Source organism: Pseudomonas sp. C6002 (assembly GCF_013385805.1).
Classification (GTDB): domain Bacteria; phylum Pseudomonadota; class Gammaproteobacteria; order Pseudomonadales; family Pseudomonadaceae; genus Aquipseudomonas.
In genome coordinates, this window is record NZ_JACAPH010000046.1 from 23,903 (window position 1) to 48,508 (window position 24,606).

The 24,606-nt window shown below is 60.7% G+C and carries 27 protein-coding genes; 13 read left to right on the forward strand and 14 right to left on the reverse strand.

The window, feature by feature from the left end:
• Window positions 1–90: 90 nt before the first annotated feature.
• Window positions 91–561: a RidA family protein gene (locus HX817_RS29525; protein ID WP_003215091.1), complete on the forward strand. Its 471-nt coding sequence runs from the start codon at window positions 91–93 to the stop codon at window positions 559–561.
• A gap of 6 nt (window positions 562–567) precedes the next feature.
• On the forward strand, window positions 568–1,290 hold the full coding sequence (locus tag HX817_RS29530) for a CPBP family intramembrane glutamic endopeptidase (protein WP_003215093.1): 723 nt from the start codon (window positions 568–570) through the stop codon (window positions 1,288–1,290).
• Window positions 1,291–1,296: 6 nt separating this feature from the next.
• Here the strand turns inward: HX817_RS29530 and HX817_RS29535 are convergent, their stop codons facing one another.
• A complete protein-coding gene (locus tag HX817_RS29535) occupies window positions 1,297–1,662 on the reverse strand; it encodes a hypothetical protein (protein ID WP_003215095.1) in 366 nt (121 codons plus the stop codon).
• A gap of 288 nt (window positions 1,663–1,950) precedes the next feature.
• Here HX817_RS29535 and HX817_RS29540 point away from each other — a divergent pair, with 288 nt between their 5' ends.
• Window positions 1,951–2,367 (forward strand): hypothetical protein, encoded by a 417-nt coding sequence (locus HX817_RS29540; RefSeq protein WP_003215097.1) that lies wholly within the window; start codon window positions 1,951–1,953, stop codon window positions 2,365–2,367.
• Between the two features lie 18 nt (window positions 2,368–2,385).
• On the opposite strand, the gene HX817_RS29545 is transcribed toward HX817_RS29540, so the two are convergent.
• Window positions 2,386–3,195 carry a helix-turn-helix domain-containing protein gene (locus HX817_RS29545; RefSeq protein WP_174717786.1) on the reverse strand — a complete coding sequence of 270 codons (810 nt, stop codon included), beginning with the start codon at window positions 3,193–3,195 and terminating at the stop codon, window positions 2,386–2,388.
• 116 nt (window positions 3,196–3,311) lie between these two features.
• Here HX817_RS29545 and HX817_RS29550 point away from each other — a divergent pair, with 116 nt between their 5' ends.
• Together HX817_RS29550 and HX817_RS29555 are read left to right on the forward strand one after the other, a co-directional pair.
• Window positions 3,312–3,629 carry a DUF2834 domain-containing protein gene (locus HX817_RS29550; RefSeq protein ID WP_003215101.1) on the forward strand — a complete coding sequence of 106 codons (318 nt, stop codon included), beginning with the start codon at window positions 3,312–3,314 and terminating at the stop codon, window positions 3,627–3,629.
• Window positions 3,629–4,051, forward strand: a complete 423-nt coding sequence (locus HX817_RS29555) for an MAPEG family protein (RefSeq protein WP_177042170.1) — start codon at window positions 3,629–3,631, stop codon at window positions 4,049–4,051. Before HX817_RS29550 ends, HX817_RS29555 begins: the two co-directional genes overlap by 1 nt.
• Here the strand turns inward: HX817_RS29555 and HX817_RS29560 are convergent.
• Genes HX817_RS29560 through HX817_RS29570 form a run of 3 tightly spaced genes read right to left on the reverse strand, consistent with a single transcriptional unit; the run spans window position 4,041 to window position 7,000 of the window.
• Window positions 4,041–4,964 (reverse strand): sugar ABC transporter substrate-binding protein, encoded by a 924-nt coding sequence (locus HX817_RS29560; RefSeq protein ID WP_008436286.1) that lies wholly within the window; start codon window positions 4,962–4,964, stop codon window positions 4,041–4,043. The genes HX817_RS29555 and HX817_RS29560 overlap by 11 nt on opposite strands.
• A gap of 48 nt (window positions 4,965–5,012) precedes the next feature.
• Window positions 5,013–6,155 carry a phytanoyl-CoA dioxygenase family protein gene (locus HX817_RS29565; protein WP_177042172.1) on the reverse strand — a complete coding sequence of 381 codons (1,143 nt, stop codon included), beginning with the start codon at window positions 6,153–6,155 and terminating at the stop codon, window positions 5,013–5,015.
• Window positions 6,155–7,000, reverse strand: coding sequence for an SDR family oxidoreductase (locus HX817_RS29570; protein WP_003215109.1), 846 nt, complete (start codon window positions 6,998–7,000; stop codon window positions 6,155–6,157). The genes HX817_RS29565 and HX817_RS29570 overlap by 1 nt, the downstream gene beginning before the upstream one ends.
• Before the next feature lie 123 nt (window positions 7,001–7,123).
• On the opposite strand from HX817_RS29570, the gene HX817_RS29575 reads away from it, so the two are divergent.
• Together HX817_RS29575 and iolG are read left to right on the forward strand one after the other, a co-directional pair.
• On the forward strand, window positions 7,124–8,149 hold the full coding sequence (locus HX817_RS29575) for a LacI family DNA-binding transcriptional regulator (protein WP_177042174.1): 1,026 nt from the start codon (window positions 7,124–7,126) through the stop codon (window positions 8,147–8,149).
• A 36-nt stretch (window positions 8,150–8,185) separates the two neighbouring features.
• Window positions 8,186–9,190, forward strand: coding sequence for an inositol 2-dehydrogenase (gene iolG / locus HX817_RS29580; RefSeq protein ID WP_102369211.1), 1,005 nt, complete (start codon window positions 8,186–8,188; stop codon window positions 9,188–9,190).
• 42 nt (window positions 9,191–9,232) lie between these two features.
• Here iolG and HX817_RS29585 read toward each other — a convergent pair whose 3' ends face one another.
• On the reverse strand, window positions 9,233–10,399 hold the full coding sequence (locus HX817_RS29585) for a cystathionine gamma-synthase (protein ID WP_008436288.1): 1,167 nt from the start codon (window positions 10,397–10,399) through the stop codon (window positions 9,233–9,235).
• Window positions 10,396–11,772, reverse strand: a complete 1,377-nt coding sequence (locus tag HX817_RS29590; protein ID WP_003215116.1) for a cystathionine beta-synthase — start codon at window positions 11,770–11,772, stop codon at window positions 10,396–10,398. Before HX817_RS29590 ends, HX817_RS29585 begins: the two co-directional genes overlap by 4 nt.
• A gap of 265 nt (window positions 11,773–12,037) precedes the next feature.
• Here HX817_RS29590 and atzF point away from each other — a divergent pair, with 265 nt between their 5' ends.
• Together atzF and HX817_RS29600 are read left to right on the forward strand one after the other, a co-directional pair.
• Window positions 12,038–13,837 carry an allophanate hydrolase gene (atzF, locus tag HX817_RS29595; protein ID WP_177042176.1) on the forward strand — a complete coding sequence of 600 codons (1,800 nt, stop codon included), beginning with the start codon at window positions 12,038–12,040 and terminating at the stop codon, window positions 13,835–13,837.
• 2 nt (window positions 13,838–13,839) lie between these two features.
• Window positions 13,840–14,526 carry a GntR family transcriptional regulator gene (locus HX817_RS29600; RefSeq protein WP_008436291.1) on the forward strand — a complete coding sequence of 229 codons (687 nt, stop codon included), beginning with the start codon at window positions 13,840–13,842 and terminating at the stop codon, window positions 14,524–14,526.
• A 165-nt stretch (window positions 14,527–14,691) separates the two neighbouring features.
• On the opposite strand, the gene dapA is transcribed toward HX817_RS29600, so the two are convergent.
• Both dapA and HX817_RS29610 read right to left on the reverse strand, forming a co-directional pair.
• A complete protein-coding gene (dapA, locus tag HX817_RS29605) occupies window positions 14,692–15,555 on the reverse strand; it encodes a 4-hydroxy-tetrahydrodipicolinate synthase (RefSeq protein WP_177042179.1) in 864 nt (287 codons plus the stop codon).
• A 292-nt stretch (window positions 15,556–15,847) separates the two neighbouring features.
• Window positions 15,848–16,816 carry an alpha/beta hydrolase gene (locus HX817_RS29610; protein ID WP_177022604.1) on the reverse strand — a complete coding sequence of 323 codons (969 nt, stop codon included), beginning with the start codon at window positions 16,814–16,816 and terminating at the stop codon, window positions 15,848–15,850.
• Window positions 16,817–16,912: 96 nt separating this feature from the next.
• Here HX817_RS29610 and HX817_RS29615 point away from each other — a divergent pair, with 96 nt between their 5' ends.
• Window positions 16,913–17,392, forward strand: a complete 480-nt coding sequence (locus HX817_RS29615) for a VOC family protein (protein ID WP_177042181.1) — start codon at window positions 16,913–16,915, stop codon at window positions 17,390–17,392.
• Between the two features lie 13 nt (window positions 17,393–17,405).
• Here HX817_RS29615 and HX817_RS29620 read toward each other — a convergent pair whose 3' ends face one another.
• Window positions 17,406–18,569 (reverse strand): GGDEF domain-containing protein, encoded by a 1,164-nt coding sequence (locus tag HX817_RS29620; RefSeq protein WP_008436297.1) that lies wholly within the window; start codon window positions 18,567–18,569, stop codon window positions 17,406–17,408.
• A gap of 70 nt (window positions 18,570–18,639) precedes the next feature.
• Window positions 18,640–19,260 (reverse strand): LysE family translocator, encoded by a 621-nt coding sequence (locus tag HX817_RS29625; RefSeq protein ID WP_008436300.1) that lies wholly within the window; start codon window positions 19,258–19,260, stop codon window positions 18,640–18,642.
• Window positions 19,261–19,500: 240 nt separating this feature from the next.
• Between HX817_RS29625 and HX817_RS29630 the strand changes: the two genes are divergently transcribed.
• The gene (locus HX817_RS29630) at window positions 19,501–20,067 is read left to right on the forward strand and encodes a hypothetical protein (protein ID WP_102369206.1); all 567 of its coding nucleotides are present in this window, start codon (window positions 19,501–19,503) and stop codon (window positions 20,065–20,067) included.
• 175 nt (window positions 20,068–20,242) lie between these two features.
• Here HX817_RS29630 and HX817_RS29635 read toward each other — a convergent pair whose 3' ends face one another.
• Both HX817_RS29635 and HX817_RS29640 read right to left on the reverse strand, forming a co-directional pair.
• Window positions 20,243–21,388, reverse strand: a complete 1,146-nt coding sequence (locus HX817_RS29635) for an EstA family serine hydrolase (RefSeq protein WP_008436310.1) — start codon at window positions 21,386–21,388, stop codon at window positions 20,243–20,245.
• Window positions 21,389–21,459: 71 nt separating this feature from the next.
• Entirely contained in the window at window positions 21,460–22,527 is a 1,068-nt protein-coding gene (locus tag HX817_RS29640; RefSeq protein WP_177029142.1) for a fatty acid desaturase, read from the reverse strand.
• 315 nt (window positions 22,528–22,842) lie between these two features.
• On the opposite strand from HX817_RS29640, the gene HX817_RS29645 reads away from it, so the two are divergent.
• On the forward strand, window positions 22,843–23,406 hold the full coding sequence (locus HX817_RS29645; protein ID WP_008436314.1) for a recombinase family protein: 564 nt from the start codon (window positions 22,843–22,845) through the stop codon (window positions 23,404–23,406).
• Window positions 23,407–23,565: 159 nt separating this feature from the next.
• Here HX817_RS29645 and HX817_RS29650 read toward each other — a convergent pair whose 3' ends face one another.
• Complete coding sequence (locus HX817_RS29650; RefSeq protein WP_008436317.1) at window positions 23,566–24,102, reverse strand: ATPase AAA; 537 nt, start codon at window positions 24,100–24,102, stop codon at window positions 23,566–23,568.
• A gap of 121 nt (window positions 24,103–24,223) precedes the next feature.
• Here HX817_RS29650 and HX817_RS29655 point away from each other — a divergent pair, with 121 nt between their 5' ends.
• The gene (locus HX817_RS29655; protein WP_008436319.1) at window positions 24,224–24,592 is read left to right on the forward strand and encodes a hypothetical protein; all 369 of its coding nucleotides are present in this window, start codon (window positions 24,224–24,226) and stop codon (window positions 24,590–24,592) included.
• The last annotated feature ends 14 nt before the right edge of the window (window positions 24,593–24,606 follow it).

Genomic DNA, 24,606 nt, shown 5'->3' on the forward strand with positions numbered 1-24,606 from the left:
GGTCGGCACTTCCCGTGGAAATGGCACATGGCTATGCTGTGGCCGGCGACTTCATGGCGTGGATTCGCAACGACTGAGGAAAACAAAAAAATGACACCGGATCAAAAATACGCGGCGGCTATGGTGCGCCTGGGTTACCAACTCAACGAGTTCAAGATCGGCGGCAACTACACGCCGCTGCTGAGGGACGGCAATCACGTCTACATCAGTGGCCAGATTCCGCGGGTGGGTGACGCCATCGTGTTGCCCGGCAAGGTCGGCGAAAGCCTCAGCCTGGCCGACGCACAGATTGCCGCGGGCGTCAGCGCACTGCGTTGCCTGGGCTTGCTCAAGCAGGCACTGGGTTCGCTGGACCAGGTCAAGGCGATCCTCAAGATCAATGTGTACGTGCGCAGCGCGGATGACTTCGACCAGCAAAGCGAAGTGGCCAACGGTGCGTCGGACCTGTTGAACGAGATCCTGGGGGCCGCAGGATCCCATACGCGCACCTCGGTGGGCGTGCTGCAATTGCCCAAGGGCGCGGCCGTGGAAATCGACATGATCGCCGTGGCACGGGACTGAAACCGGGTGATCGCCGAGGCGTTTGCGGTACTGGTCCACTATGGAATCTACCTGCTCCCAGGACTGATCCTGTTTGGCCTGTGGTTCGGTCTCACGCCAAAAACATTGCCGGGCTTGCGCATCGTTATCCTGCTGCTGGCCTTTGTGCTGATGCGCGATGCGATGACGCCACTGGGCATGTGGTCGCTGAGCCGCGAGGTGCAGATCGAATTCACGGCCAACCCGTGGGTGCTGGCCGCGCTGGGCGGGTTATCCCTTGGGCTGATTGCCCTGCTCGCGCGCCTGGCACCGGAGTTGTGGCAACTGACGGTGCTGTTCAAGGGCAATCGTTGGGCGGGCCTGGCGGTGGGACTCGGGGCCGGGTGTCTGATCGGCCTGCCATTGCGGCTGTATCAAGGCATTGAGCCGGTTTACTGGGCCTGGCTGATGGGCATGCTGGTGCTTGCCTACTGCGCCAATGCGCTGGAAGAGGTATTGTTTCGCGGCTTCTTGCAGGGTTATCTCGAACAGCACGTTACGCCGCTGCGTGCGGCGTTGCTCAGCGGGTTGGCGTTCGCCGCGTGCCATTCATTTCTGGCGTTGAGCGTGACGCAACTGGGCTGGCCAGTGTTGGCCTTTACCCTGATTGAAGGCGTGGCCTGCGGGCTGGTGCGGATGCGCTACGGTGTGGTGGCGGCGACGGCCACCCATGGCACGGCGATCTTGCTGATTGCCGTGCCGATGGTGTGAACCGTCTCAGGCCTGTACATCAACGCCGATGTGGGCCTGGAGCCAGTCTTTGTAGACCGCGATGTTATCGGTCGACTGGTCGCCATTTTTCGCGGTGACAGTCTTGCCGTCCAGGCGCCCGATATCGAGCAGGTACTGAAGACCGTTGGCCACATGGGTGGCGTCGCTTTTGCTGAGTGACTGAACATCGGGCAGTTCGACGGCGTTGCCTTTATCGTCGAAGGTCGCCCATGAAGGGTTGGCCCTGGCGGTGGCAACGGTTTGCGCGGTCGAGCGCACTTGCTCCTGATAGCTGGCTTCCAGCTTGGTCTTGATCTCGGGCGTGGCGTTGGTGACTTCAATCCTCCCGGCCCGCAGGGTGCCGTTTTCCATGGATTGTGTAAAAGTCTTCTGTCCCAGCGCTAACAGACTTGTCGTGCTTCCTATCATGGTGCCGCTCCCTTATTGGTAGCAGCAACAGAGCAAAACCCGGGCCATGTGCTGCATGCCTTGTGCGGCGCGGGCTGGGTGGTATTGCCGGGGCAGGGCGCAGGCCAGGAGTTGCCGGGGCTGGCAAAGGGTTGCCACGTCGGCTCGCGCGAGCGCATTTCAGAACGTTGGAAACTAAGTTCAGAATCTCCAGTCTGTAATAGCGTATCGCCACCTCTACAAGGAATTAACATGAAGCTTAAGGTCGTTTTGCTGGGCACGGTTTTGTTGGCTGCGCCGCTTTACCAAGCGGTTGCCGAGACGTGCAGGGCGAACAGTTATGGTGGGTCCGATTGCGAGTACGACAATGGCACCTCTTCCAAGAGTCGCGCCAATAGCTACGGTGGGCAAGACACCCAATACAGCGATGGTACTTCCTCCAAGAGCCGCTCCAATAGTTATGGCGGGCAGGATATCCAATACGGCGACGGCACCTCGGCCAAGACCCGTTCCAATAGCTATGGTGGGCAAGACACTCAATACAGCGACGGCACCTCAGCCAAGAGCCGCTCCAATAGCTACGGCGGGCAAGACACCCAATACAGCAACGGCTCCTCCTCCAAGAGCCGTGCCAATAGCTATGGCGGGCAAAATACGACAAATAACTAATGGCCCCGCCGCGGCTTTCTACCTCACCAATGACCGCTCATACGCCGCGGTCATCACCTGCCACGTCTGCGCATCCGCCGGAATCAAATGCTCGATGCGCAACGACGTTACCGTGATGTCCTGAGGCATGCCGAAGGTGGTGAAGGTCGACATGAAGTTCAGCTCACCTTCACGGGAGTTGACGCGTGTCAGCACCAGTGGCGGCGGTTCATTGACCAAGGCTTCGGTACTTTGCGGGGCCGGCAGGCTGTCCAGAAGCCTGGCAAGTTCGGAGTTGCCCAACGCCTCGCGCGTCGCCCGTTGCCAGGCGATGGTGCGGATTTCGTCAGCGTTGATCAAATGATCACCCAGGCCGCCAGGCTGTAGCAGGGTGACCAGCAAATTCAGCCCATCAGCCGCCTCCGGTTTGATCCCCACCAGCTCGAACAGCACCTGGGTACTGGCGTTGGCGGCGAGCACTTCCCAGTGGCTGCCCAGCACGATCGCCGGTGCAGGATTGTTCGCGTGGAGCACATGGCTGATTGCCTCGCGAATAGCCTCCATGGAGGGCGAGGAGAGCGGGGTTGCCTCATAGCGCGGGGCGAAGCCGGCAGCGAGGAACACGCTGTTGCATTGCTCCAGCGGAACCTCCAGCGCCATCAGCAAATTATGCAAGGTGCCCGGGCTCGGCTTGGCGCGCCCGGTCTCGATGCAGCTCAGGTGGCGTTGGGAAACCCCGGTGATCAGCGCCAGTTCCAGCTGGCTCAATCTGGCGTGCCGACGCAGCACGCGCAGTTGCGTGCCGGCGGTAGTGTCGGGGTTGGCGCGGGGGAAAGGTTGGCTGCTCATGGGTTGACTCTGGCCGTGCGGGTCGGTGGTGTCGATGACCTTCGAGGTCATTGAGAGGGGAACGACGTTATCACTAATGTGCAGCTTCCCGAACCGTTGTCTCCAAGGAGGAGAACATGCGCAGACCCTGGATTGCCCTGGCCGGGCTGTTGGCTTTTGCCCTGTACACATTGATCACGATGCTGATCGCCGAACAATCGCTCATGGCGTTCGGACGTGAATTGATATCGAGGCCGGATACTGCCCAGGTGGTGATTGACTTGTATCTGATGGCGGCCTTGGCGGGCGTATGGATGTACCGGGATGCGCGGGCCAGGGGCAAATCCCTGGCGTCGGTGTTGCCCTATTTACTGGTAACGGCGGTTTTCGTATCCATCGGTCCGCTGCTGTATATCGTGGTCAACGGGTTCCGCGAACCTTCAGGGGGCCGGTGATGGAGGTTTATGCGTTGTGCGTACTGGTGCTGTTCTTGAAGATGCTGGCGATCTCCTGTTACCAGGGTTTCTTTCGACTCAGATTCCGTGCATTCACTAACCACGAGGATGCAGCTTTCTTCCATCGCGATGCGAATCCCCAGGAGTTACCGCAAGTCTCCCGGGCCGAAAAGGCTTGGGCCAATGATCTGGAAAGTATTCCGTTGTTCTTCATTTTGGGTGGCCTGTGCCTGGCGATGGAAACGCCAGGCACCGCTACCGCGGGGTTGTTCTGTCTGTTCACCGCTGCCCGTGTGATGCATACGGTGATGTATCTGAGCGGCCGCCAGCCCTGGCGCACCCTCGCTTATGGAGTGGGAGTGCTCTGTTTGTCGGGGCTGGCCGGTCTGCTTGGCGCTGGGCTGATAACAATCAAGGGGTGAGAAAGGCCTGATAGTTGTCCTTGGTGATCTGTTGATAGGGAATGGTCAGCTCCGCCGTGTAGGGCTGCTTCCTGATCATCTTCAGCGCCAGGTCAATCGAGCCGACGGCCTGGCCCTTGTTGTCCTGATAGGCCGTGACTACCAATAGATCTTTTTTGATCGCATCCAGGCCGGCGGGTCCGCCGTCGCTGCCGCCCACCAGGATGTCCTTGCCAGGGTGCATGCCGGCCTGGGTAATCGCCATCGCGGCACCGATAGCCATTTCATCGGCATTGGCCGCCACGGCGTCGATTTTCTTGCCCGAGACGATCCAGTTGTTCATCAGGTCCATGGCCTTGCTGCGCTGCCAGTCGGCGCTTTGTTCTTCGACGATATGGATGTTGGGGTAATCCTTCAGTACGTTTTTCACGCCCTGTGTGCGGTTGTGGGTGGCGTTGTTGGAGAGCAAGCCGAGCATGATTGCGAGGTTGCCCTTGCCGTTCATTTTTTCCGCGAGGTAGCGCATCTGAATCTCGCCCGCTTTGATCTCGTCCGAGCCGACATAACCCACCCCGGCCGGTAAGCCGGGGATGTCCGGGCGACGGTTGACGTACACCAGCGGGATACCCGCCTGCTGGGCATTTACGGTCATTTTCTGGGTGGCGGCGGTGTCGACCGCGTTGACGATAATCGCGTCCATGCCTTGGGCAGAAAAGCTCTGCACTTGGTTCAGTTGGCGCACCACATCGCCTTGGGCGTCTTCGAATTGCAGGGTCACGTCGGTGAGGTCCCTGGCGTGGGCCGCCATGTAGTCACGCATCTGGGCGAGGAACACATCGTCCACCTGGGCGATGCTGACGCCGATGCGTGTCTCGGCGAGGGCGAGCGGGGTAACGATGAGGGTCAGGAGCAAGGTCAGCAGCTGTTTTTTCATGGTGTCAGTCCGTTTTTTTGTTGTTTTGAAAGACGTTGAAAACATTCCTCAGCCTTGGCGTTTGGCGTGTAGTTGCGCAACGCGTTCGGCAAAGGTCTCGCAGGGCCAGCGTTCGTTCAGTGCCTGCAACATCAGTTGCTGCCCGGTTTGCGGAGCCAGGCCCTGTAAGGGTGGGTCGGTATCCAGGTTGGTGGGAAAGGAATAGCCATCGGCGGTGCAGGCGATCACCGCGTGCAGCGCCTCGCCATCCATGACGTTGTCCGCCAGGCGCTCCAACAGGCAGGGGTACAGCGCCAGCATCATCCGGTCGCGGTCCACAGCCTCCATCGTTTTGCCGAACGCCGAGGAGATTTGCAGCAGGTTGGCCATGCGCCGGCGGTCCGGTGTGCGATTGGTGCCAGCGGCGTGAAACAGGGCCGGGTTGAAGAACAGCAGGTCACCTTTGTTCAGCGGCAATTGCACGGCATGCTGCTGGAAGTACTCGATGAATTCAATGCGCCTCCAGGCCAGGTAGCCCAGTGGGTATTGCTGGGAAAACGGCAGCAGTTGGGTCGGGCCGGTTTCCAGGGGCATGTCGCTATGGGCCACGGCCCCTTGCAGCGTGAGGTATTGGGACAGCGTGTGCAGGGGCAACGGAAAGCGCTCCACCACGTCGATGGTCTGGAACCCGAGGTGATAATCACGGTGCGGTTGCTGGGCTTGGCCACCGGGGTGCACCACGTTGACCTGGGCCGTGACTTGGTAGCCCGGGCCGAGCCAGGCTTGTGCGATCAACCCCAGCAGTGGGTTGGCGTAATATTCGACAAAGGATGCCGGCGACTGCAGTGCCGCCTTCTGTAATGAGTTCCAGATACGTCCGTTACTGCCGGCCTTGGCGAAGTGGTCGGCGGCCACACCTTGCGCAGCCTCTTGGGCAAAGATCGCTTCGAATACCTGGCTGTGACGGTCGACCACGTCCAGGTCGGCGTAGCCCTGGCGCACCACCATCACTCCCGGCCCCTGGCTGAACAGGCGATGCAGTTCGTCCAGCACGGCGTGACGATCGCCGTTGCGCAGTGCCTGGGCCTGATAGATCGGGATGTTGCTGCACACTTCGGCGCAGTGCGGGTAGTCCTCGGCAGCAGCCTGCTGGGCACAGATCGAGTGAAAATCTTCCAGTTGCACCGCATCGGCGCTGACAAAGGCAGGCATCACGCACCCTCCACCAGGCTCAAGGCCTGATCGGGGCGTGGGGTGCCGCCGTCGCCACAGCCGATGACGCCTTGCTCCAGGTCGATCACCGTGCCGGTCATCATTCCCGACTCGCGTGACAATAGAAATGCCACGCTCCGGGCCACCTCTTCAGGTTTGAGCAGGCGGCCGAAGGGCTGTGCGGCTTCGGCGGCTTCCAACCAGGCATCCCCGGCACCGTGGTAGTGCCGCTGGATTTCATCCTCGTGCGGTGTGTCCATCCAGCCGATGTTCAAGCCGTTGACCCGAATCCGGTTGCGCAGGGCGCTGAACGCCACGTTTTTGGTCAGAATCGCGAGAGCGCCCTTGGACGCCGCGTAGGCACTCAAGAACGATTGCCCGCCGTGGCCGGTGACACTCTGGATATTGACCACTGCACCTTCAACCCTCTGGCTGATCATCAGCTTCAAGGCTTCCTGCATCAGGAAAAACGGCGCCCTCACATTGACCGCAAATAGTCGATCAAACAGTTCGGGGGAGGTGTCGAGAATGGTGCCGCGATCCGACATCCCGGCGCAGTTGATCAGCCCGTGGAGGGTGCCGAAGTGGGCACGGGCCGCCTCGATCACGGCGCGGCAGTCGCCAATCTGTTCCAGGTCCGCCTGGACAAACACCGCGCGGCAATCGAGCGCTGCCAACTGCCGTACTTGCTCCTGGCCCTGGTCCGGGCGGCGTCCGCAGATGATCAGGCCGGCAGCACCGCGCCGCGCGAGGGTATGGGCGACGGCAGCACCCAACCCCTGGGTGCTGCCGGTGACGACAAAGTATTGGCCTTTGAAGGTATGGCTGAGGTCGGTTGAAGGCATCGGGGTCTCCTGGGTTTTTGTTGTTTTGAAGGCCGGGCTCGACGCCGGGCAAAACTGAGACTAGCATTGCGGTCACCTCAATGAGTCTCAAAAAGACCTCAAAAAAACCTCAGGCTCAACGGCATGCTCGAACGCGCTAAACACTTTTCCATCAAGCAACTGGCCACCCAGGCGGGCGTCAGCAAGGCGACGGTCGATCGCGTCTTGCATGAGCGCGGCAGCGTGCACGCCCAAACCCGGCGGCGTATCGAACAGGCTCTGGATGAGCTGGAATCCCAGGAAAAAAATGGCTTGGCAGTAGGCCGGACCTTTCATGTCGATGTGATCATGCACACGCCCAAGCGCTTCAGTGCGGCGGTGCAGGCCGCCATCACCGCCCAACTGGGCAGCCTGGCACCGTTTCGTATCGCCCCGCGGTTTCATGTGTTCGAAGAGATCGAGCCTCAGGCGATGCACGACCAATTGCTGCGCTGCCTCGAGACCGGCAGCCAGGGTGTGGTGCTCAAGGCCGCGGACGAGCCGGCGGTGAATCTGGCGGTCAAGCACCTGGCGGCCGCAGGTATTCCGGTGGTGACCCTGGTCACCGATCTGCCCCACAGCGAGCGCATCGGCTACGTAGGCATGGATAACCGCACCGCCGGAAAAACCGCCGCGTACCTTCTGTCCCGCTGGATGTCACCCCAACCCCAGGAAGTGGCGGTGGTGATTGGCAGTGAATTGTTCCGGGGCGAGGAAGAACGCGAAATGGGGTTTCGCATGTGGCTGCGCGGCCGTGCGACGCACCTGCGGGTACTGGATATCAGCGGTGGGTACGGCGTGTATGACCGAACGTTTGCCCGGGTCACCGATGCGTTGAAGCAGCATCCCGAACTGAAGGCGGTGTACAGCGTCGGCGGTGGCAACCGCGCAATTGTCGACGCCTTTGCGGCTCTGGATCGCCCGTTGGACGTGTTTATTGCTCACGACCTCGACGAAGAGAATCGCCAGCTGTTGGCTGAAGAAAAAGTCGCCGCGATTATCGATCACAACCTGCAGATCGATGCGCGCCATGTGTTTCTGCACATCCTGCAATTTCATCGGCTGTGGAAGGCTGGGCCGATTGCGCCGTCACAGGTACAGATCGTCACACCGTTCAACCTGCCGGACTGAATCTCCACACCCAATAACAATCCCAGGAGTTCGACCATGCTACGTATCGCTGTCCTTGGTGCAGGGCGCATCGCCAACATTCACGCGGCCAATGTCGCGGCCCATCCTGATGCCACTCTGGTGGTGGTCGCCGACCCCTGGCGGGAGGGCGTCGATGGCTTGGCTGCGCAGCTGGGTTGCGAGGCGGCCTATGACTGCGCAGCAGTGCTAAGTCGGGACGATATCGACGCGGTGGTGATTGGCACACCCACCGACACTCATATCGATTTGCTGCTGGCGGCCGTGTCCCAGGGCAAGGCCGTGCTGTGCGAGAAGCCCATTGACCTGGATTTCGCCAAGGCGCGGGCGGCGGCGCAAGCTGTGGAGCGCGAGGGCGGCAAAGTCATGCTGGGCTTCAACCGCCGCTTCGATCCCGACACGCTGCGCCTGCGCCAGGCCATCGACGCGGGGCAAATTGGTGCTGTGCGGCAGGTGATCATCACCAGCCGCGACCCGGGGTTGGCGCCACGGGATTACCTGGCACATTCCGGCGGCATCCTGCGGGACATGACCATTCATGACTTCGACATGGCGCGGCACCTGCTGGGTGAAGAGCCCATTGAAGTCGGCGCGATAGCCAGCCGGCTGGTAGATCCGAGCCTGGCGCAGATTGACGACTTCGACAGCGTGATGGTGCTGCTGCGCACCGCATCCGGGAAACAGTGCCATATCAACTGCTGTCGGGAGGCGGTCTACGGGTATGACCAGCGACTTGAGGTATCCGGGGCCAAGGGGGTGCTGCTCACGGATAACCATCGACCCAGCACCTTGCGCCATTGGAACCACGAGCACACCGAGGCGTTGGAGCCGTTGCAGCATTTCTTCCTGGAGCGTTATGCGGATGCCTACCGCAATGAGTTGGGGCAGTTTATCCAGGCACTGAGCGCGGGGCGCGCGCTGCCCACCAACATGCGCGATGGGCTGTATGCGTTGCACTTGGCGGACTGTGCGCTGGAGTCCATCAAGACCGGGCGAATGGTTGAGGTCAATTACGCTATTTAAGGTGTTGCCGGAGCGGGCATGCTCGCTCCGGCAGATTGCGCGTTAGATTTTTGCCAACGCCTGCGCCAGATCCGCCCGCAGGTCTTCCACATCCTCAACCCCCACCGACAACCGCACCAACCCATCACCAATCCCCAGCTGCGCCCGGGTCGCTGCCGGGATGCTCGCATGGGTCATGATCGCCGGGTGCTCGATCAGGCTTTCAACGCCCCCCAGGCTTTCAGCCAACGCAAAGATCTTCACGTTTTCCAGGAAGCGTGTCGCTCCTGCCAGGTCGCTTTTCAGGTCCACCGAAATCATCCCGCCAAACCCGCGCATCTGCCGGCGTGCCAGCTCATGCTGCGGGTGTGATGCCAGGCCTGGGTAATAAACCCGCGCCACTTGCGGCTGTTGCTCCAGCCACGTCGCCAGTTCCAGCGCATTGCTGCAATGGCGCTCCATGCGCAGCGCCAGGGTCTTCACCCCGCGCAAGGTCAGGAATGCGTCGAACGGCCCGGCAATCGCGCCCACGGAGTTTTGCAGGAAGCCCAGGCGCTCGGCCAGTTCAGGATTCTGGCCCACCACTGCAATGCCGCCGATTACATCGGAGTGGCCGTTGAGGTACTTGGTGGTGGAGTGCACCACGATGTCGAAACCCAGCTCCAGCGGGCGCTGGATCCAGGGGCTGGCGAAGGTGTTGTCGGCTACGCAGATGATGCCCCGGGCCTTGCAGATGCGGGAGATGGCACTGAGATCGGTCAGGCTCAGCAGCGGGTTGCTCGGGGTTTCGACCCAGACCATCCGCGTGTCGTCCTGCAGCGCGGCTTCGAAGGCCGACAGGTCTGTCAGGTCGACGAAGCTGAAGCGATGCCCGGCGCTGCGCTGGCGCACTTTGTCGAACAGGCGGAAGGTGCCGCCGTACAAGTCATTGCCGGAAACCACGTGGGAACCGGCGTCGAGCAGTTCCAGCACGGTGGAAATCGCCGCCAGCCCGGAGGCGAAGGCGAACGCCTGGGTGCCGCCTTCCAGGTCGGCCACGCAGCGTTCCAGGGCGAAGCGCGTCGGGTTGTGGGAGCGCCCGTAGTCGAAGCCCTTGTGAACGCCGGGGCTGTCTTGCAGATAGGTGGAGTTGGCGTAGATCGGCGGCATCAGCGCCCCGGTGGTCGGGTCCGGGGATTGCCCGGCATGGATCACGCGGGTGGCGAAGGCGCTTTTATCGTGCTGGGTCATGCAAGGGATCTCCGTAGATGATTGAGCAGGTCGACGCGGGTGATCAGGCCGTGAAAGCCCGAGGCGTCGGCAATGATTGCCACCAGCCCGCGATCCAGCTCGGCCTGCAATTGCGCAAGGCTGGCGCTGGGTGCGAGGGTGTGAAGGGCGTTGGTCATGGCGCTGCCCACGGTCATGGAAAAGTGCGCGGCGTTCTGATGCAGGCCGAGCAATACATCCGACTCGTCGAGCACCCCCACCAGTTGCTTGCCATCCACCAGCACCGGCAGCTGTGAGACGTCGGCCAGGCGCATGCGCTGGAAGGCGGTGAGCAGGCTGTCGTCGGGGCCGACGCTGATCACCCGGCCATCCTCGAAACGACGGGCGATCAGGTCGCGCAGGTCGCCGTAGTGTTTGTATTGCAGCAGGCCGGCGTCGTTCATCCATTGGTCGTTGTAGACCTTCGACAGGTAGCGCGTGCCGGTGTCGCAGACGAAGGTGACCACGCGCTTGGGCTCGGTCTGTTCGCGGCAATAACGCAGGGCGGCGGCCAGCAGGGTGCCGGTGGAGGAGCCACCGAGAATGCCTTCGGCCCGCAGCAGTTGGCGGGCGTGGTCGAAGCTTTCTTCGTCGCTGATGGAATAGGCGTGGCGCACGCTGGAGAGGTCGGCGATCGAGGGGATGAAGTCTTCGCCGATACCTTCCACGGCCCACGAGCCGGGCTCGGTCATGGTGCCGCTGCGGCTGTACTCGGCCATCACCGAGCCGACCGGGTCGGCCAGCACCATGGCCAGGTCAGGTTGCACGCGCTTGAAGAAGCGTGTCAGGCCGGTGAGGGTGCCGGCCGAGCCGACGCCAACCACGATGGCATCCAGGTCATGTTGGGTCTGGGCCCAGATTTCCGGGGCGGTGCTGGTCTCATGGGCAAGGGGGTTGGCCGGGTTGTTGAACTGGTCGGCGAAGAACGAATCGGGAATGTCCTTGGCCAGTCGCGCCGCCACATCCTGGTAATACTCGGGATGGCCCTTGCCGACATCCGAGCGGGTGATGTGCACCTCGGCGCCCATGGCTTTCAGGTGCAAGACTTTCTCGGTGGACATCTTGTCCGGCACCACCAGTACCACCCGGTAGCCTTTGGCGCGTCCCACCAGGGCCAGGCCGAGGCCGGTATTGCCGGCGGTGGCTTCGATGATGGTGCCGCCGGGGCGCAGGCGGCCATCGCGCTCGGCGGCGTCGATCATGGCCAGGCCAATGCGGTCCTTGATGGAGCCGCCGGGGTTCTGGGATTCAAGCTTGAGGAACAGCGTGCACGGGCCGGTATCGAAGCGGCTGACCCGCACCAGCGGGGTATTGCCAATCAGTTCGAGCACGGCGGGGCGGGAAGCGGTGGGCATGTCGTCACCTGGCTACGGAAAGGGCGTATGGGATGGACAGCAGCGTTTACAACATGGTTTCGAACATAGGCCGGTATCGGGCCGCTCGCAACCGCGCGGCCGCCAGAATGTCTTTTTTTGGCGCATTGCTGCTTCATGACGGAGCACGGCTGGAGGCGATCCATCGGCGGGTTTTCTGTCAACCTCACGTATTCATTGGCTTGCAGCTGATTGGCCCAGGGATTGCTAAAAGAAATCCAAACTTGGATACAAGATGGAATCCTCAATGCGCAACGAACAACTCGGCTGGACCCTGGGTGAATGGCAAGCTGCCTACCGCAGCCAGTCGCTGACTCCCGATATCCTGTTGACCCTGGCGAGCACGTTTCCCTCCGAGGACAATGCCTGGATCAGCCAGGTGCAACCGCAGCAATTGCGTGACCAGCTGGCGCAGTTGGCCGAGCGGCTTGCGGCGGTCGACGGCGATATCGACCAGTTGCCGTTGTATGGCGTGCCGTTTGCCATCAAGGACAATATTGATGCGGCGGGTTGGGAAACCACGGCGGCGTGTCCTGAGTTTGCCTATACCGCCGCGGCGGATGCCTCGGTGGTGGCGCGGTTGCGGGCGGCCGGGGCGATCCTGATGGGCAAGACCAACCTCGATCAGTTCGCCACCGGCCTGGTCGGTACACGCTCGCCCTACGGCGCGGTGGGCAACAGTTTTAACCCGGACTATGTCAGCGGCGGTTCCAGCTCGGGTTCGGCCTCGGTGGTTGCCCGCGGGCTGGTGGCGTTTTCCCTGGGCACCGACACCGCCGGTTCCGGGCGGGTGCCGGCGGGCTTCAACAATATTGTCGGGTTGAAGCCGACCAAGGGGCGCTTGTCCAACACCGGACTGGTGCCGGCCTGTCGTACCGTGGACTGTATTTCGGTGTTTGCGCTGACGGTTGAAGATGCCGAGACGGTTGCGGGCCTCGCTGCTGCTTACGACGCCAGCGACGCCTATTCACGCGTCAATCCCAACACTGCTCCTGTAGCGGTCGGCGCCACGATCAAGCTGGCGGTTCCGGCCAGCCTGGAGTTTTTTGGCGACGCGCAGAACCAGGCCGTATTTGAACAGGCGCTGCTCAGGTTCCAGTCCCTCGGGGCCGAAATCACGGCGGTGGATTTCAGCCCGTTTCAGCAACTCGCCGAGCAGCTCTATTACGGCTCCTGGGTTGCGGAGCGCACGGTGGCACTGGAAGGCATGCTCGCCAGCAACGCCGAAGCGATCAACCCGGTGGTGCGTGGCATTGTGGAAAACGGTCACACGTACAGCGCCTGCGATGCCTATAAAGCCGAATACCTACGCGCCGAACTGAGCCGCCGCATCAACGACACCCTGGCCGGTTTCGACGCCTTGCTGGTGCCGACATCGCCGACGATCCGCACCCTGGCGGAAATGGCCGTGGAGCCGGTGCTCTACAACTCGCAGTTTGGCTTCTACACCAACTTCACCAACCTGGCCGACCTGTCGGCACTGGCCGTGCCCGCCGGGCTGCGCAGCGACGGCCTGCCGTGCGGCATCACCCTTATCGCGCCGGCCTGGCACGACGCCGCCCTGGCGCATCTGGGCAAGCGTTGGCAGGCCGGCCTTGATCTTCCGCTGGGCGCTACCCAACGCAATCTGCCGCAACCGGCACCGGCGCGACAGGCGCCCGGCAGCGTGCGGGTGGCGGTGGTTGGGGCGCATCTCACCGGGATGCCGCTGAACTTCCAGCTGACCAGCCGCAACGCCGTGCTGGTGGAGCAAACCCTGACGGCGAGCAACTACCGCCTGCATGCACTGCCGGGCACGGTTCCGCCCAAGCCGGGGCTGGCCAGGGATGACTCGGGCCGCTCGATCATCGTCGAGCTGTGGGACATGCCTGTCGCCCGCTTTGGTGAGTTCGTCGCCGAGATCCCTGCGCCGCTGGGCATCGGCAACCTCACCCTGGCGGACGGGCGCAGCGTGAAGGGTTTTATCTGCGAGCCCTGGGCCCTGGCAGGCGCCACCGACATCACCGAATTCGGCGGCTGGCGCGCGTACATGGCGAGCAGGAACTAGGCATGCAGCTCTCAACCACGAGAAAACCCGGCGAACGGCCGGACAGCCTGGCGGAACGGGTCTACCAGCAGGTGAAGGACGACATCTTCGGCTTTCGCCTGCTGCCGGGTGATCGCTTCAGCGAAGGCGACGTGGCCGAGCGCATGCAGGCCAGCCGCACGCCGGTGCGCCAGGCGCTGTATCGGCTGGAGCGGGAAGGGTACCTGGAGGTGTTTTTCAGGAGTGGCTGGCAGGTGCGGCCGTTCGACTTCAACTATTTCGAAGAGCTTTACGACGTAAGAATCGTGCTGGAGTTGGCCGCCGTCAGCCGCTTGTGTGGCATGGCGGAGCAGGGGCTTGAACGGCTTGAAGCGATCTGGCGGGTGGACGAAAGTGCCCGGCTGGATGACGCACAGGTCGTCTGCGCGCTGGATGAGGAGTTCCACTGCGGGTTGGTGCAGGCCACGGGCAACGCTGAAATGGCGCGCATGCATTACGAGATAACCGAGAAAATCCGCATCATTCGGCGGCTGGATTTCACTCAGCAATCACGTATTGCAGCGACCTATGAGGAACACGCAAGCATCCTCGATGCGATCTCGGCACGGCACCGCGATCTGGCGCAGCAACTGCTCAAGACTCACATCGAGGTGAGCAAGCAGGAGGTGCGCAAGATCACGTTGCATCGGTTGGCGGTGGCGAGAGGATAAGCCCTCGTATCGACGAGTCAGCCCGCCCCCTGTGGCGAGGGAGCTTGCTCCCGCTGGGGTGCGAAGCGCCCCCAAAACCGGTCACCCCATTTTACCTGGCGAAAACGCGGTGCCTGAATTGGGGCTGCTGCGCAGCCCAGCGGGAGCAAGCTCCCTCGCCACGGGTCATTGCCGCACGCCTAATACGTGCTGCAACCGATTTGTCACCGTCTCACTCGCCCCCAACATCGGCGCCCGCAACTCACTGCCGATCAAACCCTCCATCGCCAGCGCGGCCTTCACCGGTGCCGGATTGGGCTCCACGAACAGTGTGTGAATCAACGGCAGCAGCCCGAAAAACGTCTCGCGAGCCGCCAGCAACCGGTTGTCGCGAACCTGTCGATGCAGCGCCACAAAATCTGCGGTACGCACATGCGCCGACGCGGCAATCGCGCCGGTCGCTCCCAGGCACAGCGCGTTGAATATCTGCACATCCTCGCCACACAACACATCCACATTCCCGCTGGCCAGCAGCGCCAGGGTATTGGCCAGGTTGCCGCCACAATCCTTGATCGCGACGATCCGTTCATGGGCGACGATGTTCAGCAACGTCGCCTGTTCGAAGGCGATACCGGTGCGGTAGGGAATGTCATACAGAATGATCGGCACACTGGACGCATCGGCCACGGTGCGGAAGAACGCCTCAAGGCCCGCCTGGGACGGGCGAATGTAGCTCGGCGGCGGTACCAGCAAACCGGCCACCGCGCGTTGCAGGATTTCACTCTGGAACTGCAGCAGCTCAATCTGGTTATACCCCGCAAGGCCCATCACCACCTGCTGCGGCGGTACCAGTTCCAGTACGGCATCCAGCATCGCCAATTGCTCACGGCGGCTCAGTGCTGCGGCTTCTCCGGTGGTGGTACAGACCATGATTCCGGCCACGCCTTGTTCCAGCAGATGGCAGACCAGGCGGCGCAAGCCAATGAAGTCGATGGCGCCGTTATGAAACGGTGTAACGACGGGAACCCAGATACCTTGAAACGATGACATGCGCTTTCTCCTGATGGTTGACCGATTTCGTCACCGTCAGAAGGGCAGAGGGAAGTAAGCAAGAGGAGGGGGCCTTCGCGCTCAATGTCCTGTCAGCTCATCTGACGGGACAGCGCGCCCCGGTCACATGAGCGACTGTTTCTTCGATTTGAGGGCGTGCGCAACGCAACCTTGCGCCTTGGCAATCAAGCCAATGACGGAAAAGTTGAAGGTCGTTGCAGACATTGAGGACACACCCTGAAGAAGGCGCTTATCTTTATGGATTATTACAGGGTGTGTCAACTCACGGCGATCAGTCGCGGTTCAACCAGTGGCGCACGAAACGCACCTGCTCTGCCGACAGTTCTGCGTCTTCCGGCGCGCCCATGAAGCCGCCGTGGGGCATTGCTTCAAAGATGTGCAGTTCCACCGGTACCTCGGCCTGGCGCAGCGCCCGGTGCAGGCGTACGGCGTTGGACAGGAACAGGTCGCGGGTGCCGCTTTGCACGAACGTCGGCGGGAAGCCTGGTGCGAAATCCCCGAACAGCGGCGACAGGTACGGGTGAGACAAATCCGCGCCAGCGGCGTACAGCAGGTTGGTGCTCATCAGCGGGTTGGGCAACACCACGTCGACGGTGCGGTTGACCTGGAAGCTGTCGCCCGATTCGGTCAGGTCCACTTCGGGTGACAGCAATACCAGCGCGGCCGGCAGCGGCAAGCCTTCGTCGCGGGCGCGCAGCACCATGGCAGCGGCGAGGTTGCCTCCGGCCGAGCGTCCGCCGATCACGATCTTGTCCGGGGTGTGGTGCTTCAGCACATGCCGGTAGGTGGCCATACAGTCATCGAGTGCCGCCGGGTACGGATGGTCAGGCGGCATGCGGTAGTCCACGCCGTAGCAGGTCAGGTTGTGCAGGTCGGCGTGCTTGCCGGCGGCGAGGCGGGCGTTTTCGCCGCCGCCGAACACCAGGGCGCCGCCGTGCAGGTCGATATAGGCGAACTCGGCCCCGTATGCCGGCGTCGCCCGGTACACCGTGGCGTCTTCCACGGTGAATGTCTCAACGTGGTCTGCTGTCTGTCCCGCCTGGGACGCCGCGTACTGTTGGGCAACTGCGGCCTGCATGCGGCGCCAGCCAGCGTGGTCATCGGGTGCGGGCAGGGTGTACAGGCTGTTCAGCGGCACGCCATCGGCGTTCACCATGCGTTGCAGCATCGCCTGGGCCTCGGGGCTGATGGACCGCGGAGCCGGGATGATTCGCGGGTCGATCCTTACACCATTACTCATTCTCTGCACCGTTTGGGTTCATGTCAGGACGCGAACGCATTCTTGTCGGTAGCGGTACTACACTGCAAGTCCGAACCTCCACGCTGGAGAACACTCATGCTCAGCAAAAACACGGTGTGCCTTTGGTACGACGGCAGTGCACTGGACGCTGCCAACTTCTACGCCAGGACCTTCCCGGACAGCGCAGTGACTGCGGTCCATCACGCCCCCGGGGATTATCCGGCGGGCAAACAGGGCGATGTGTTGACCGTGGAATTCACCGTCATGGGTATTCCTTGCCTGGGGCTGAACGGCGGCTCCGGCGTGCAGCACAACGAGGCGTTTTCGTTCCAGGTGGCCACCGACGACCAGGCGGAAACCGACCGCTTGTGGCACGCGATTGTCAGCCATGGCGGCCAGGAAAACGTCTGCGGCTGGTGCCAGGATAAATGGGGGGTGAGATGGCAGATTACCCCGCGTGTACTGAGCGCGGCGATCACCCATCCCGACCCGGCAGCGGCCAAGCGGGCGTTTGATGCGATGATGGGGATGATCAGGATTGATATTGCGGGGATTGAAGCGGCGCTCAAAGGTTGATGCACCGATTGAGTCAATCGGCGCCCACCGCCGTCCGGTCCACCAGACGAATACGGTTGCGTCCACCACGCTTGGATTCATACAGCGCCGCGTCGCCTTGTTCGATCAAGGCCGCGAGGCTGGCGGGTGGCGTGTCGAACAGGCTGGCGCCGATGCTCAATGTCACCGCTTCGGGCGTAGCGAACGCCTGCGAGGCAGCCTGATGAAACTGTTCGCGCAGGGCGCTGCCCAGCGCGACAATGCGCGCGTTCGAGGTGTCGTTAAGCAGGATCACGAACTCGTCGCCACCCAACCGCGCCGCCAGCGAATCATCGGGCAACTGCGCGCGAATCATCTCGCTCAGGGCCACCAGCAGCCGGTCGCCCGCGGTATGGCCGTACAGGTCGTTGATCAGCTTGAAATTGTCGATGTCGATCAACAGCAGGGCACCCGGCCGGGCCTGCGAGACCTCGCTCAGCAGGCTCGGCGCGCGCATTTCAAGGGCGCGGCGGTTGTACAGCGCGGTCAACGGGTCGCGGGCGGCCAACCGTGCAATCTGTTCCTCACGGCGGTAGCGCTCGGTGCCGGTCATCGACAATGCAATCAGCATGATCGCCATGGCGCCTTCCACCAGCGACACCTGAATGATCTCGCCACGAAACGCCGTCAGGTCGATCAGTGTCCCCGGCACGATCGCCACCAGCGACTTGGCCAGATAGAACAGCCCGTGGGCCAGCAGCACATAGCGCAGTTGCACCGCGCCCACGCTGAGTGATCGGCCATGGGGGCGCAACAGGAAACTGGCCCGCAGGGTCGGCAGGGCAACCAGCAGCGAGTTGGCCAGCAGCATGGCCCTGGACCACGACTGTCCTTCCGGCAACAGCAGCATGGCAAACCAGGCCACGAACATCAGGTACCAGGCGCGAGACAGGCGCACCTGGGTGAAACGCGCAACGCCCAGCAGGAACAGCCAGTGGGCGGTGATCAGCAATCCGTTGGCGAACCAGATACCGATCAACAGCAGGCCGCTGGCCCGCAACAGCGCCAGGGTGCTGCCCACGCTGATGATGGCGAAACCGGCGGTCCAGTACAGCAGCGACGGTTCGCGAACGTTGCGCCACTCGACCGCCAGGTACAGCGCGGCGGCGCCTGCCAGGGCGATGGTGAGGACCAGTATGGTGATGGGGTCGAGCGCCATGGGCGAACTGGCCTGCCTGAGTTGCGGTGAGACGGCGATTGTAAGCGTTTTCGCCGGTTTTTCGCAGTGCTCAGGCCCTGCGCGCCATCAGCAATACCGTCGCGGCGGCCGACAACAACCCCGCACAGCAGCGGTTGAAAATCCGCTTGCCCCGAGGCTGCGCGAACCAGCGGCGCATATGCAAACCCATATAGGCGTAGGCGCTGATGGCGAACCATTCCAGCGCCAGGAACATCGCTCCCAGCAGGGCAAATTGCGGCGTGATCGGATGTGCCGGGTCGACGAATTGCGGCAGGAAGGCGGTAAAAATCAGGATTGCCTTGGGATTGCCGGCGGCCACCAGGAACTCCTGTCGCGCCAAGGCCCACAAGCCCGCCTTGGGCGCCGTCGACTCAGCCTCCGCGTGCGGATTGGACCGCCACAGTTGATACGCCAGATAGAATAGATACGCCGCCCCCAGAATCTTGATCCCATAGAACAACAACTCCGAGGTTTGCAGCACCACCGCCAGCCCGGCGGACGCGAGGGCGATCATCCCGGCAAAGGCCAGCAGTCGCCCGACGCCTGCCAGGCACGAAGTGCGGTAGCCGTAGCGGGTGGAGTTGCTCACGGACAGCAGGTTGTTCGGGCCTGGCGCCATGTTCAGGGCGAAGCAGGCCGGGAGGAAGAGGGTGAGGGTGGCGAGGTCCATGGGGGGCTCCGGCGGGCGCTGGCAGGTAAGGCCACGAGGATAAGGGATGTGAGGCGGTTGAACAATTTGCGCTAATGGGTAGAACCGATGGCGCTCTGGCCATGTCTGTGAGTCGTGGGTAAATAGATCGGTCACCATGACGCTCATTCGTTAATATGCCCGGCATGCCAATCGGGTAAAGGAAGTTGGCGTGAAGCACGAAGCGCTTTTCCCGGGAATTAAAAATAGAGTAGGCAGGGAATGGAATATCCTTCATTTGAAAACAAATCAAAGAAAAGAACCTTGTTGTTGGTGGTGTGTCTGTTATTTGGAGCATGGATTGCTTATACGCTCTGGGCCGGTCGCATTGTAATGCGAACGGTTTTAATGCCATCGATTCCCGAGTGGACGACCTATATAGTCATTGGTTGTCTGGTTGGACTCTTTTTTGCTGCAAGGGCCACCTACTATCGTCCGGCTGTAAGAAACCCGAACCGTGTTGGAGAATCTTTTTTTGGTGGTTTTTGCGTGGGTCTGATTTTGTCCTTGCACAGTTATGACGTCGTTACGTACCTGTTGCCCGGCGACATTGTTCAGTATGCGTCACCTTACGAGCTGGTGACTCCGGGGCCCTACGTTGGAAAGTTCAGTCGTTGTGAGGCGGGTCTGCGGATTAAGGATTTAAAGACTGAGCGCTGGGTTGCGCTTTGTACCACTCAGTCGGAATTCAACGATCAAAGAAAGACAGGCATGAATGCAGTGTGGGTGACTGCTCATTCAAACGAGATAGGTTCTTATATCGAGGCGTATGAATTTATTTATAAATAAATCATGTCGGCGTTGTACCAGCCTTCGTTCATAAGCCAATGACTCATTGTTGGCCGGGAGGGGAAGGTTTCGGTTTGCCATCAGCCACTTGTGTCTTGCCACAAACTTGCTGCGTTGCATTCGGCAGTAGTGCGCCCCCTTGAAAGCCTCAGATGAACAGATCCGCCCCTTGCCTTCAAAGCGCCGCATAGACAAGGGATGAAAGTCGGCGGGGGCGTGGATCAATCATCGAATGGCTGCCCGAAGTCGTGGTGACAAAACCGAAGCTCACTTGTTTTTCGGGATCAGCGAAACTGATCGGGCCACCAAGCCCGATATGGCCAAAGGTGTTCGGGCCCATTGCATGGGAAGCCGTCGGGTCGCGTTGCTGCTCGAGCATGCAACCCAATCCATAACGCATGGGGCGCATCCATACTCGATCCATGCCATGACTGTGCTCACGGCTGAATTCAGTAAGCAGCTCGGGACCGATAAAGTTTCCTGCCATCAATGCACTGTAGAAACCGGCCAGGCCGTGAGCCGAACCGTGTCCACACACGGCGGGTTGCCGGTAGGCCCACCAGCGAGGGTCACTGGTTCGTCTGGGCACCATTCCGGGGTTGGTGAAGGCGAGCGTCGCGATATGCGACGGCTCGTTTTTCACCACGGTTCGCAACGCCTGCGAGTAAGGGTCACCGACTCGTCCCGTGGCACTGTCGAAACGCGCGATACGGTGAAAGTGTTCTTCGTTCACGCCGAGGTGCACGTCCAACTCATGGGGATCGAGAATCTCTTCGTGGATAAACACACAGGGATCTCGTCCGTCCACCCGGCGAATCAACTCTCCGAGGATCCAGCCAAACGTGGTGGTGCCGTAGCCCAGGTCTGTTCCCGGTTCCCACCACAGCGGCTCGGCCTCCAGCAGTCGCAGCATATGCTCCCAGTCATACATCATGGGGTTGTGGTCGGGCCCCCGCAGCGCCGGCAGGCCTGCGGTATGGTTCATCACCTGGCGCAGGGTGACCTTTGCTTTCCCGCTCCGGGCGAACTCGGGCCAGTAACGGGCCACGGGTGCATCCAGCTCCAGCTTGCCCGCCTCAACCAACATCAGGACGGCCACCGCGACATAGGGTTTTATTACGCAGAAGGTATTGGCCAGCGTATCGCGGGTCCAGGGTTTCGTCCCCGCCTGGTCTGCCATGCCGGCCCACAGGTCGACAACGATCTCTGCGCCTACCTGCACGCACAGGCCGGCCCCACGTTCCTGCGGATCATCGAACATGTCCTCGAAGGCCTGCTTGACCGCTTCAAACTGCTTCGCACATATCCCTTGCGCTTTCATACCTCAACGTCCTCGTATTTGAAGTGCGGCCCTTGATACTTGCCGAACACCGATAATGGTTGTGGAGGAATTCACCCACGAGACCGAGTTTGGGAGTGCTCCATGGAAAAGCGATTGGCTCGTTTGTAGGTGCCGAAGTCATTGAACCTGACACCGGCCTGGGCCATGACTTTATGAGCATAAGGTGCCGTCATCTGACGCAGATAAAACGGGTCTCTCACCACGAAGTGATGGATGCTGTGAGTGCTGCCAAAGTTAAAACAGAACAACTGGAACGGCCACAGCCACCAAGGGTTCATCACCTGGGTTTGTTGTAATGCGTTACGCGGGGCAACATCGCCGTAATAGTGCATATTTGAACTTATAAAGAACAGGCAGAACTGCCGTATCATATTGGGCGCTATAAGAATAACCACTGCGCTATTGACGATATCCATTAATTCCAGCGTCGTAGCTGAACTGTGAACCTCCATCCCGGTAATTGACCCAAGCCAGACATACAGGTGGTAGCCGAGGAACACATACCAGCACCCCCAATACAGAAGCCCGAATGGTGTATTGAGCCGAATGATCTTGCCTAACAATTTTACCTTTTGCCGCCATCCAGGGGCAAACACCGCATTTAGAAAACCAAATACAAATCCGTCCACCAGTTTGAGTAATCGCAGTATTCCCCAAGGACTGCCGCTCGTGGTGATCCAGGCTTCAACATCAGAATCAGTTCCGGACTGCTTATGGTGATGAAAGTGCAGACTGCGTCTTAGCCACGGGCTGGGCATGCCCGGGCGTGCCAGCCAGCAGAAGAGCATCATGGCATTATGGGCCAGCGGCTGTTTTCTAAAATAAAGGCGATGAATCAGGTCATGTTCGATTTCATGAATGAACGAAGTCAGCAACGCATTGACCAGAATACACATCCATGCGGGGATAAAACCCTTTAGATAGAGCCCTCCCGTAATGACCATCCCTATCAGGGAAAACGCCATGACACTCGCGCCCAGAGCATCCTGGTGCTGCAGGATCGGATAACGCTTTCGCAGGTAGTTCCCATGATCGGTAATACTGCGGGTTACCTTATCAATCTTTTCCTGATCGGTAGTTGGGCGATCAATTTCGATGGCGCCTTCCAAGACATTCATCCATTCATCCTCTGATTGCATCGAGAAATTAACAGCCGCGTCAAGCCGGTCATGTCAATTGTTGGAGCTGTAAAACAGTAGATACTCATATGGGTTGCTTGAATTGCACGGGGCATTCAAGGAATACGAAATCGACTTTTTTGCGAAAAGCTTGTTAGAATTCCATGCTTCAAAATGATAAGGGAAGTTCAACTCTTTGCAACTGTGTATTTTGGGTGGGTTCAGTGTTACAAGTGCGGTGTAAGGAATTGATGATTTAGTTACAGTTTGTACAAGTATAAAATGACGCTGTACAAGTATTGCCAAGGAGGCACCATGAGATTGCATCGCATCAAATATGTCCGGCGCGCTCTAAAAGAGCCCGAGGGTGGCGTAGAGAAAATAACAAGCGACGATGTATTTGATGCCGTGTTTTGCGATGAGCCGGCAGACAATGCCGCGAATCCTGCAGGCCTGGAAAGGCTACTCCGCTACCTGCAGTGCGGGGATACCGTGGTGGTGGACAGCATGGCAGCGCTGACTTCAAGCACGGAGCAGCTGTGCGCCATCATTCGCCGGTTGATTGAAAAGCAGGTCACGTTGGAGTGTTTGAACGAAAACCTGGTTTTCCGGCATGACTGTCTTGAAGTCGTGGAGTCGATCATTGCGGTAATGGAGCTGATTGCAGAGTTCGAGCGCGCTGCGATGAGGGAAAGACAGGCGGCGGGAATTGCCAGTGCAAAGAATCGTGGGACTTATAGAGGTCGCAAGAAAAAGCTGTCTGACAATCAGGTTGTAAACTTGATTGACCGGGCCACTGCAGGAGAAAGTAGATCCAAATTGGCGCGTGATTTTGAAATCAGTCGGCAGACGCTCTATCGGTACTTGAGATCCAGATAGGGGCTTCTTCAGGTCGCACGAGGGAGCGGCTGCCAACAAGATCCTACAGTTGAAAAAACCTGTCAGGACGGCATGGCCCGAGGGCGGTGGAAGTCTTGCCATCAATGATTTCTTCACTGGCAAGACGACCCACTATCGCGGCCAACGCTCCTGCTCCCTCTATTCAAGGCAGCCTTCAGATGCTGCGGGCAAGCGCTCGAGAAACTCGGCGATCTGCTGGCCACCGCGCAAGTGCACCACGGGCACCGACGGGCCTGCCGCCAACCGCACCGCCTCGATACCTGGCCGGTGGCCGCGATCAAACGTCCACACGTACTTCAGGAATGTCAGGAACTCCCGGTCGAGTTTCTCGGTACAGCCGGCGGGAATATCCGGGCGCGGGCGGTTCAGCGCACTGCGCAGGATCACCCGGGTAAAGCAGGTGAGCCGTGGCGTGTCGAGCCAGATGATCAAATCGGCACGGGGCAGGCGCAGGTCGAACGTGCGCCGCGCATAGTTGCCTTCACACACCCAGCCATCGGCGGCAACGGCGTCGCGCACGCGGGTACGGAACTGCTCGGCGTCGGGCTCGACCCAGCCGGGCGACCAGAACAGGGTGTCCAGGTGCACCACGGGCAGGCCCAGGCGTTGTCCGAGGGCGCGGGCGAGGGTGGATTTTCCGCTGCCCGCATTACCGAGAATCACGATGCGTTGCATGAAGGGACGTCCTGTCGCGGGAAAGCCCACAATTGTGCAGGTTTTACATGACCGACAAAAGCCATATGAGGTAGGTTGGGCGCCCCGGAATGGACCCTCTCGACCAAGGAAGCGCCTGTCAATGCCAAATGCCTTTTGCCAAATCAGCGAACGCCTGGACAACCGCCGGTTTATCGTCGCGGGCAACACCCATGGTGTGTCCGGTACAGGCACCGTGTTTCATTACCACGTCGATGAAAACGCCATATGGGGCACCTACCAGGGCGGCCGGATTCGCATGGGCAATCAAGTCGGGCGCGCCACAGGCCCCGATACCATCGAGTTGCTGTACCAGTGCCTGACCACCGAGGGCGAGATTCTTGCCGGCTGGTCCCGGGGCACGCTAGGCGTGGATGACGCCGGGCGTACCACCCTGGCCTTCGTCTGGGGCTGGTTGTCGGGCGCGACGGGAGGCGGGGAGTCGAGCTACGTCGAACTCGTTGCCGAGTAATCATGCAATTTCGC

Coding starts and splice junctions, on each gene's coding strand:
- HX817_RS29525 (WP_003215091.1), top strand. CDS start 91: ATGACACCGGATCAAAAATACGCGGCGGCTATGGTGCGCCTGGGTTAC.
- HX817_RS29535 (WP_003215095.1), bottom strand. CDS start 1,662: ATGGAAAACGGCACCCTGCGGGCCGGGAGGATTGAAGTCACCAACGCC.
- HX817_RS29540 (WP_003215097.1), top strand. CDS start 1,951: ATGAAGCTTAAGGTCGTTTTGCTGGGCACGGTTTTGTTGGCTGCGCCG.
- HX817_RS29545 (WP_174717786.1), bottom strand. CDS start 3,195: ATGAGCAGCCAACCTTTCCCCCGCGCCAACCCCGACACTACCGCCGGC.
- HX817_RS29550 (WP_003215101.1), top strand. CDS start 3,312: ATGCGCAGACCCTGGATTGCCCTGGCCGGGCTGTTGGCTTTTGCCCTG.
- HX817_RS29555 (WP_177042170.1), top strand. CDS start 3,629: ATGGAGGTTTATGCGTTGTGCGTACTGGTGCTGTTCTTGAAGATGCTG.
- HX817_RS29560 (WP_008436286.1), bottom strand. CDS start 4,964: ATGAAAAAACAGCTGCTGACCTTGCTCCTGACCCTCATCGTTACCCCG.
- HX817_RS29565 (WP_177042172.1), bottom strand. CDS start 6,155: ATGCCTGCCTTTGTCAGCGCCGATGCGGTGCAACTGGAAGATTTTCAC.
- HX817_RS29570 (WP_003215109.1), bottom strand. CDS start 7,000: ATGCCTTCAACCGACCTCAGCCATACCTTCAAAGGCCAATACTTTGTC.
- HX817_RS29575 (WP_177042174.1), top strand. CDS start 7,124: ATGCTCGAACGCGCTAAACACTTTTCCATCAAGCAACTGGCCACCCAG.
- iolG (WP_102369211.1), top strand. CDS start 8,186: ATGCTACGTATCGCTGTCCTTGGTGCAGGGCGCATCGCCAACATTCAC.
- HX817_RS29585 (WP_008436288.1), bottom strand. CDS start 10,399: ATGACCCAGCACGATAAAAGCGCCTTCGCCACCCGCGTGATCCATGCC.
- HX817_RS29590 (WP_003215116.1), bottom strand. CDS start 11,772: ATGCCCACCGCTTCCCGCCCCGCCGTGCTCGAACTGATTGGCAATACC.
- atzF (WP_177042176.1), top strand. CDS start 12,038: ATGCGCAACGAACAACTCGGCTGGACCCTGGGTGAATGGCAAGCTGCC.
- HX817_RS29600 (WP_008436291.1), top strand. CDS start 13,840: ATGCAGCTCTCAACCACGAGAAAACCCGGCGAACGGCCGGACAGCCTG.
- dapA (WP_177042179.1), bottom strand. CDS start 15,555: ATGTCATCGTTTCAAGGTATCTGGGTTCCCGTCGTTACACCGTTTCAT.
- HX817_RS29610 (WP_177022604.1), bottom strand. CDS start 16,816: ATGAGTAATGGTGTAAGGATCGACCCGCGAATCATCCCGGCTCCGCGG.
- HX817_RS29615 (WP_177042181.1), top strand. CDS start 16,913: ATGCTCAGCAAAAACACGGTGTGCCTTTGGTACGACGGCAGTGCACTG.
- HX817_RS29620 (WP_008436297.1), bottom strand. CDS start 18,569: ATGGCGCTCGACCCCATCACCATACTGGTCCTCACCATCGCCCTGGCA.
- HX817_RS29625 (WP_008436300.1), bottom strand. CDS start 19,260: ATGGACCTCGCCACCCTCACCCTCTTCCTCCCGGCCTGCTTCGCCCTG.
- HX817_RS29630 (WP_102369206.1), top strand. CDS start 19,501: ATGGAATATCCTTCATTTGAAAACAAATCAAAGAAAAGAACCTTGTTG.
- HX817_RS29635 (WP_008436310.1), bottom strand. CDS start 21,388: ATGAAAGCGCAAGGGATATGTGCGAAGCAGTTTGAAGCGGTCAAGCAG.
- HX817_RS29640 (WP_177029142.1), bottom strand. CDS start 22,527: ATGAATGTCTTGGAAGGCGCCATCGAAATTGATCGCCCAACTACCGAT.
- HX817_RS29645 (WP_008436314.1), top strand. CDS start 22,843: ATGAGATTGCATCGCATCAAATATGTCCGGCGCGCTCTAAAAGAGCCC.
- HX817_RS29650 (WP_008436317.1), bottom strand. CDS start 24,102: ATGCAACGCATCGTGATTCTCGGTAATGCGGGCAGCGGAAAATCCACC.
- HX817_RS29655 (WP_008436319.1), top strand. CDS start 24,224: ATGCCAAATGCCTTTTGCCAAATCAGCGAACGCCTGGACAACCGCCGG.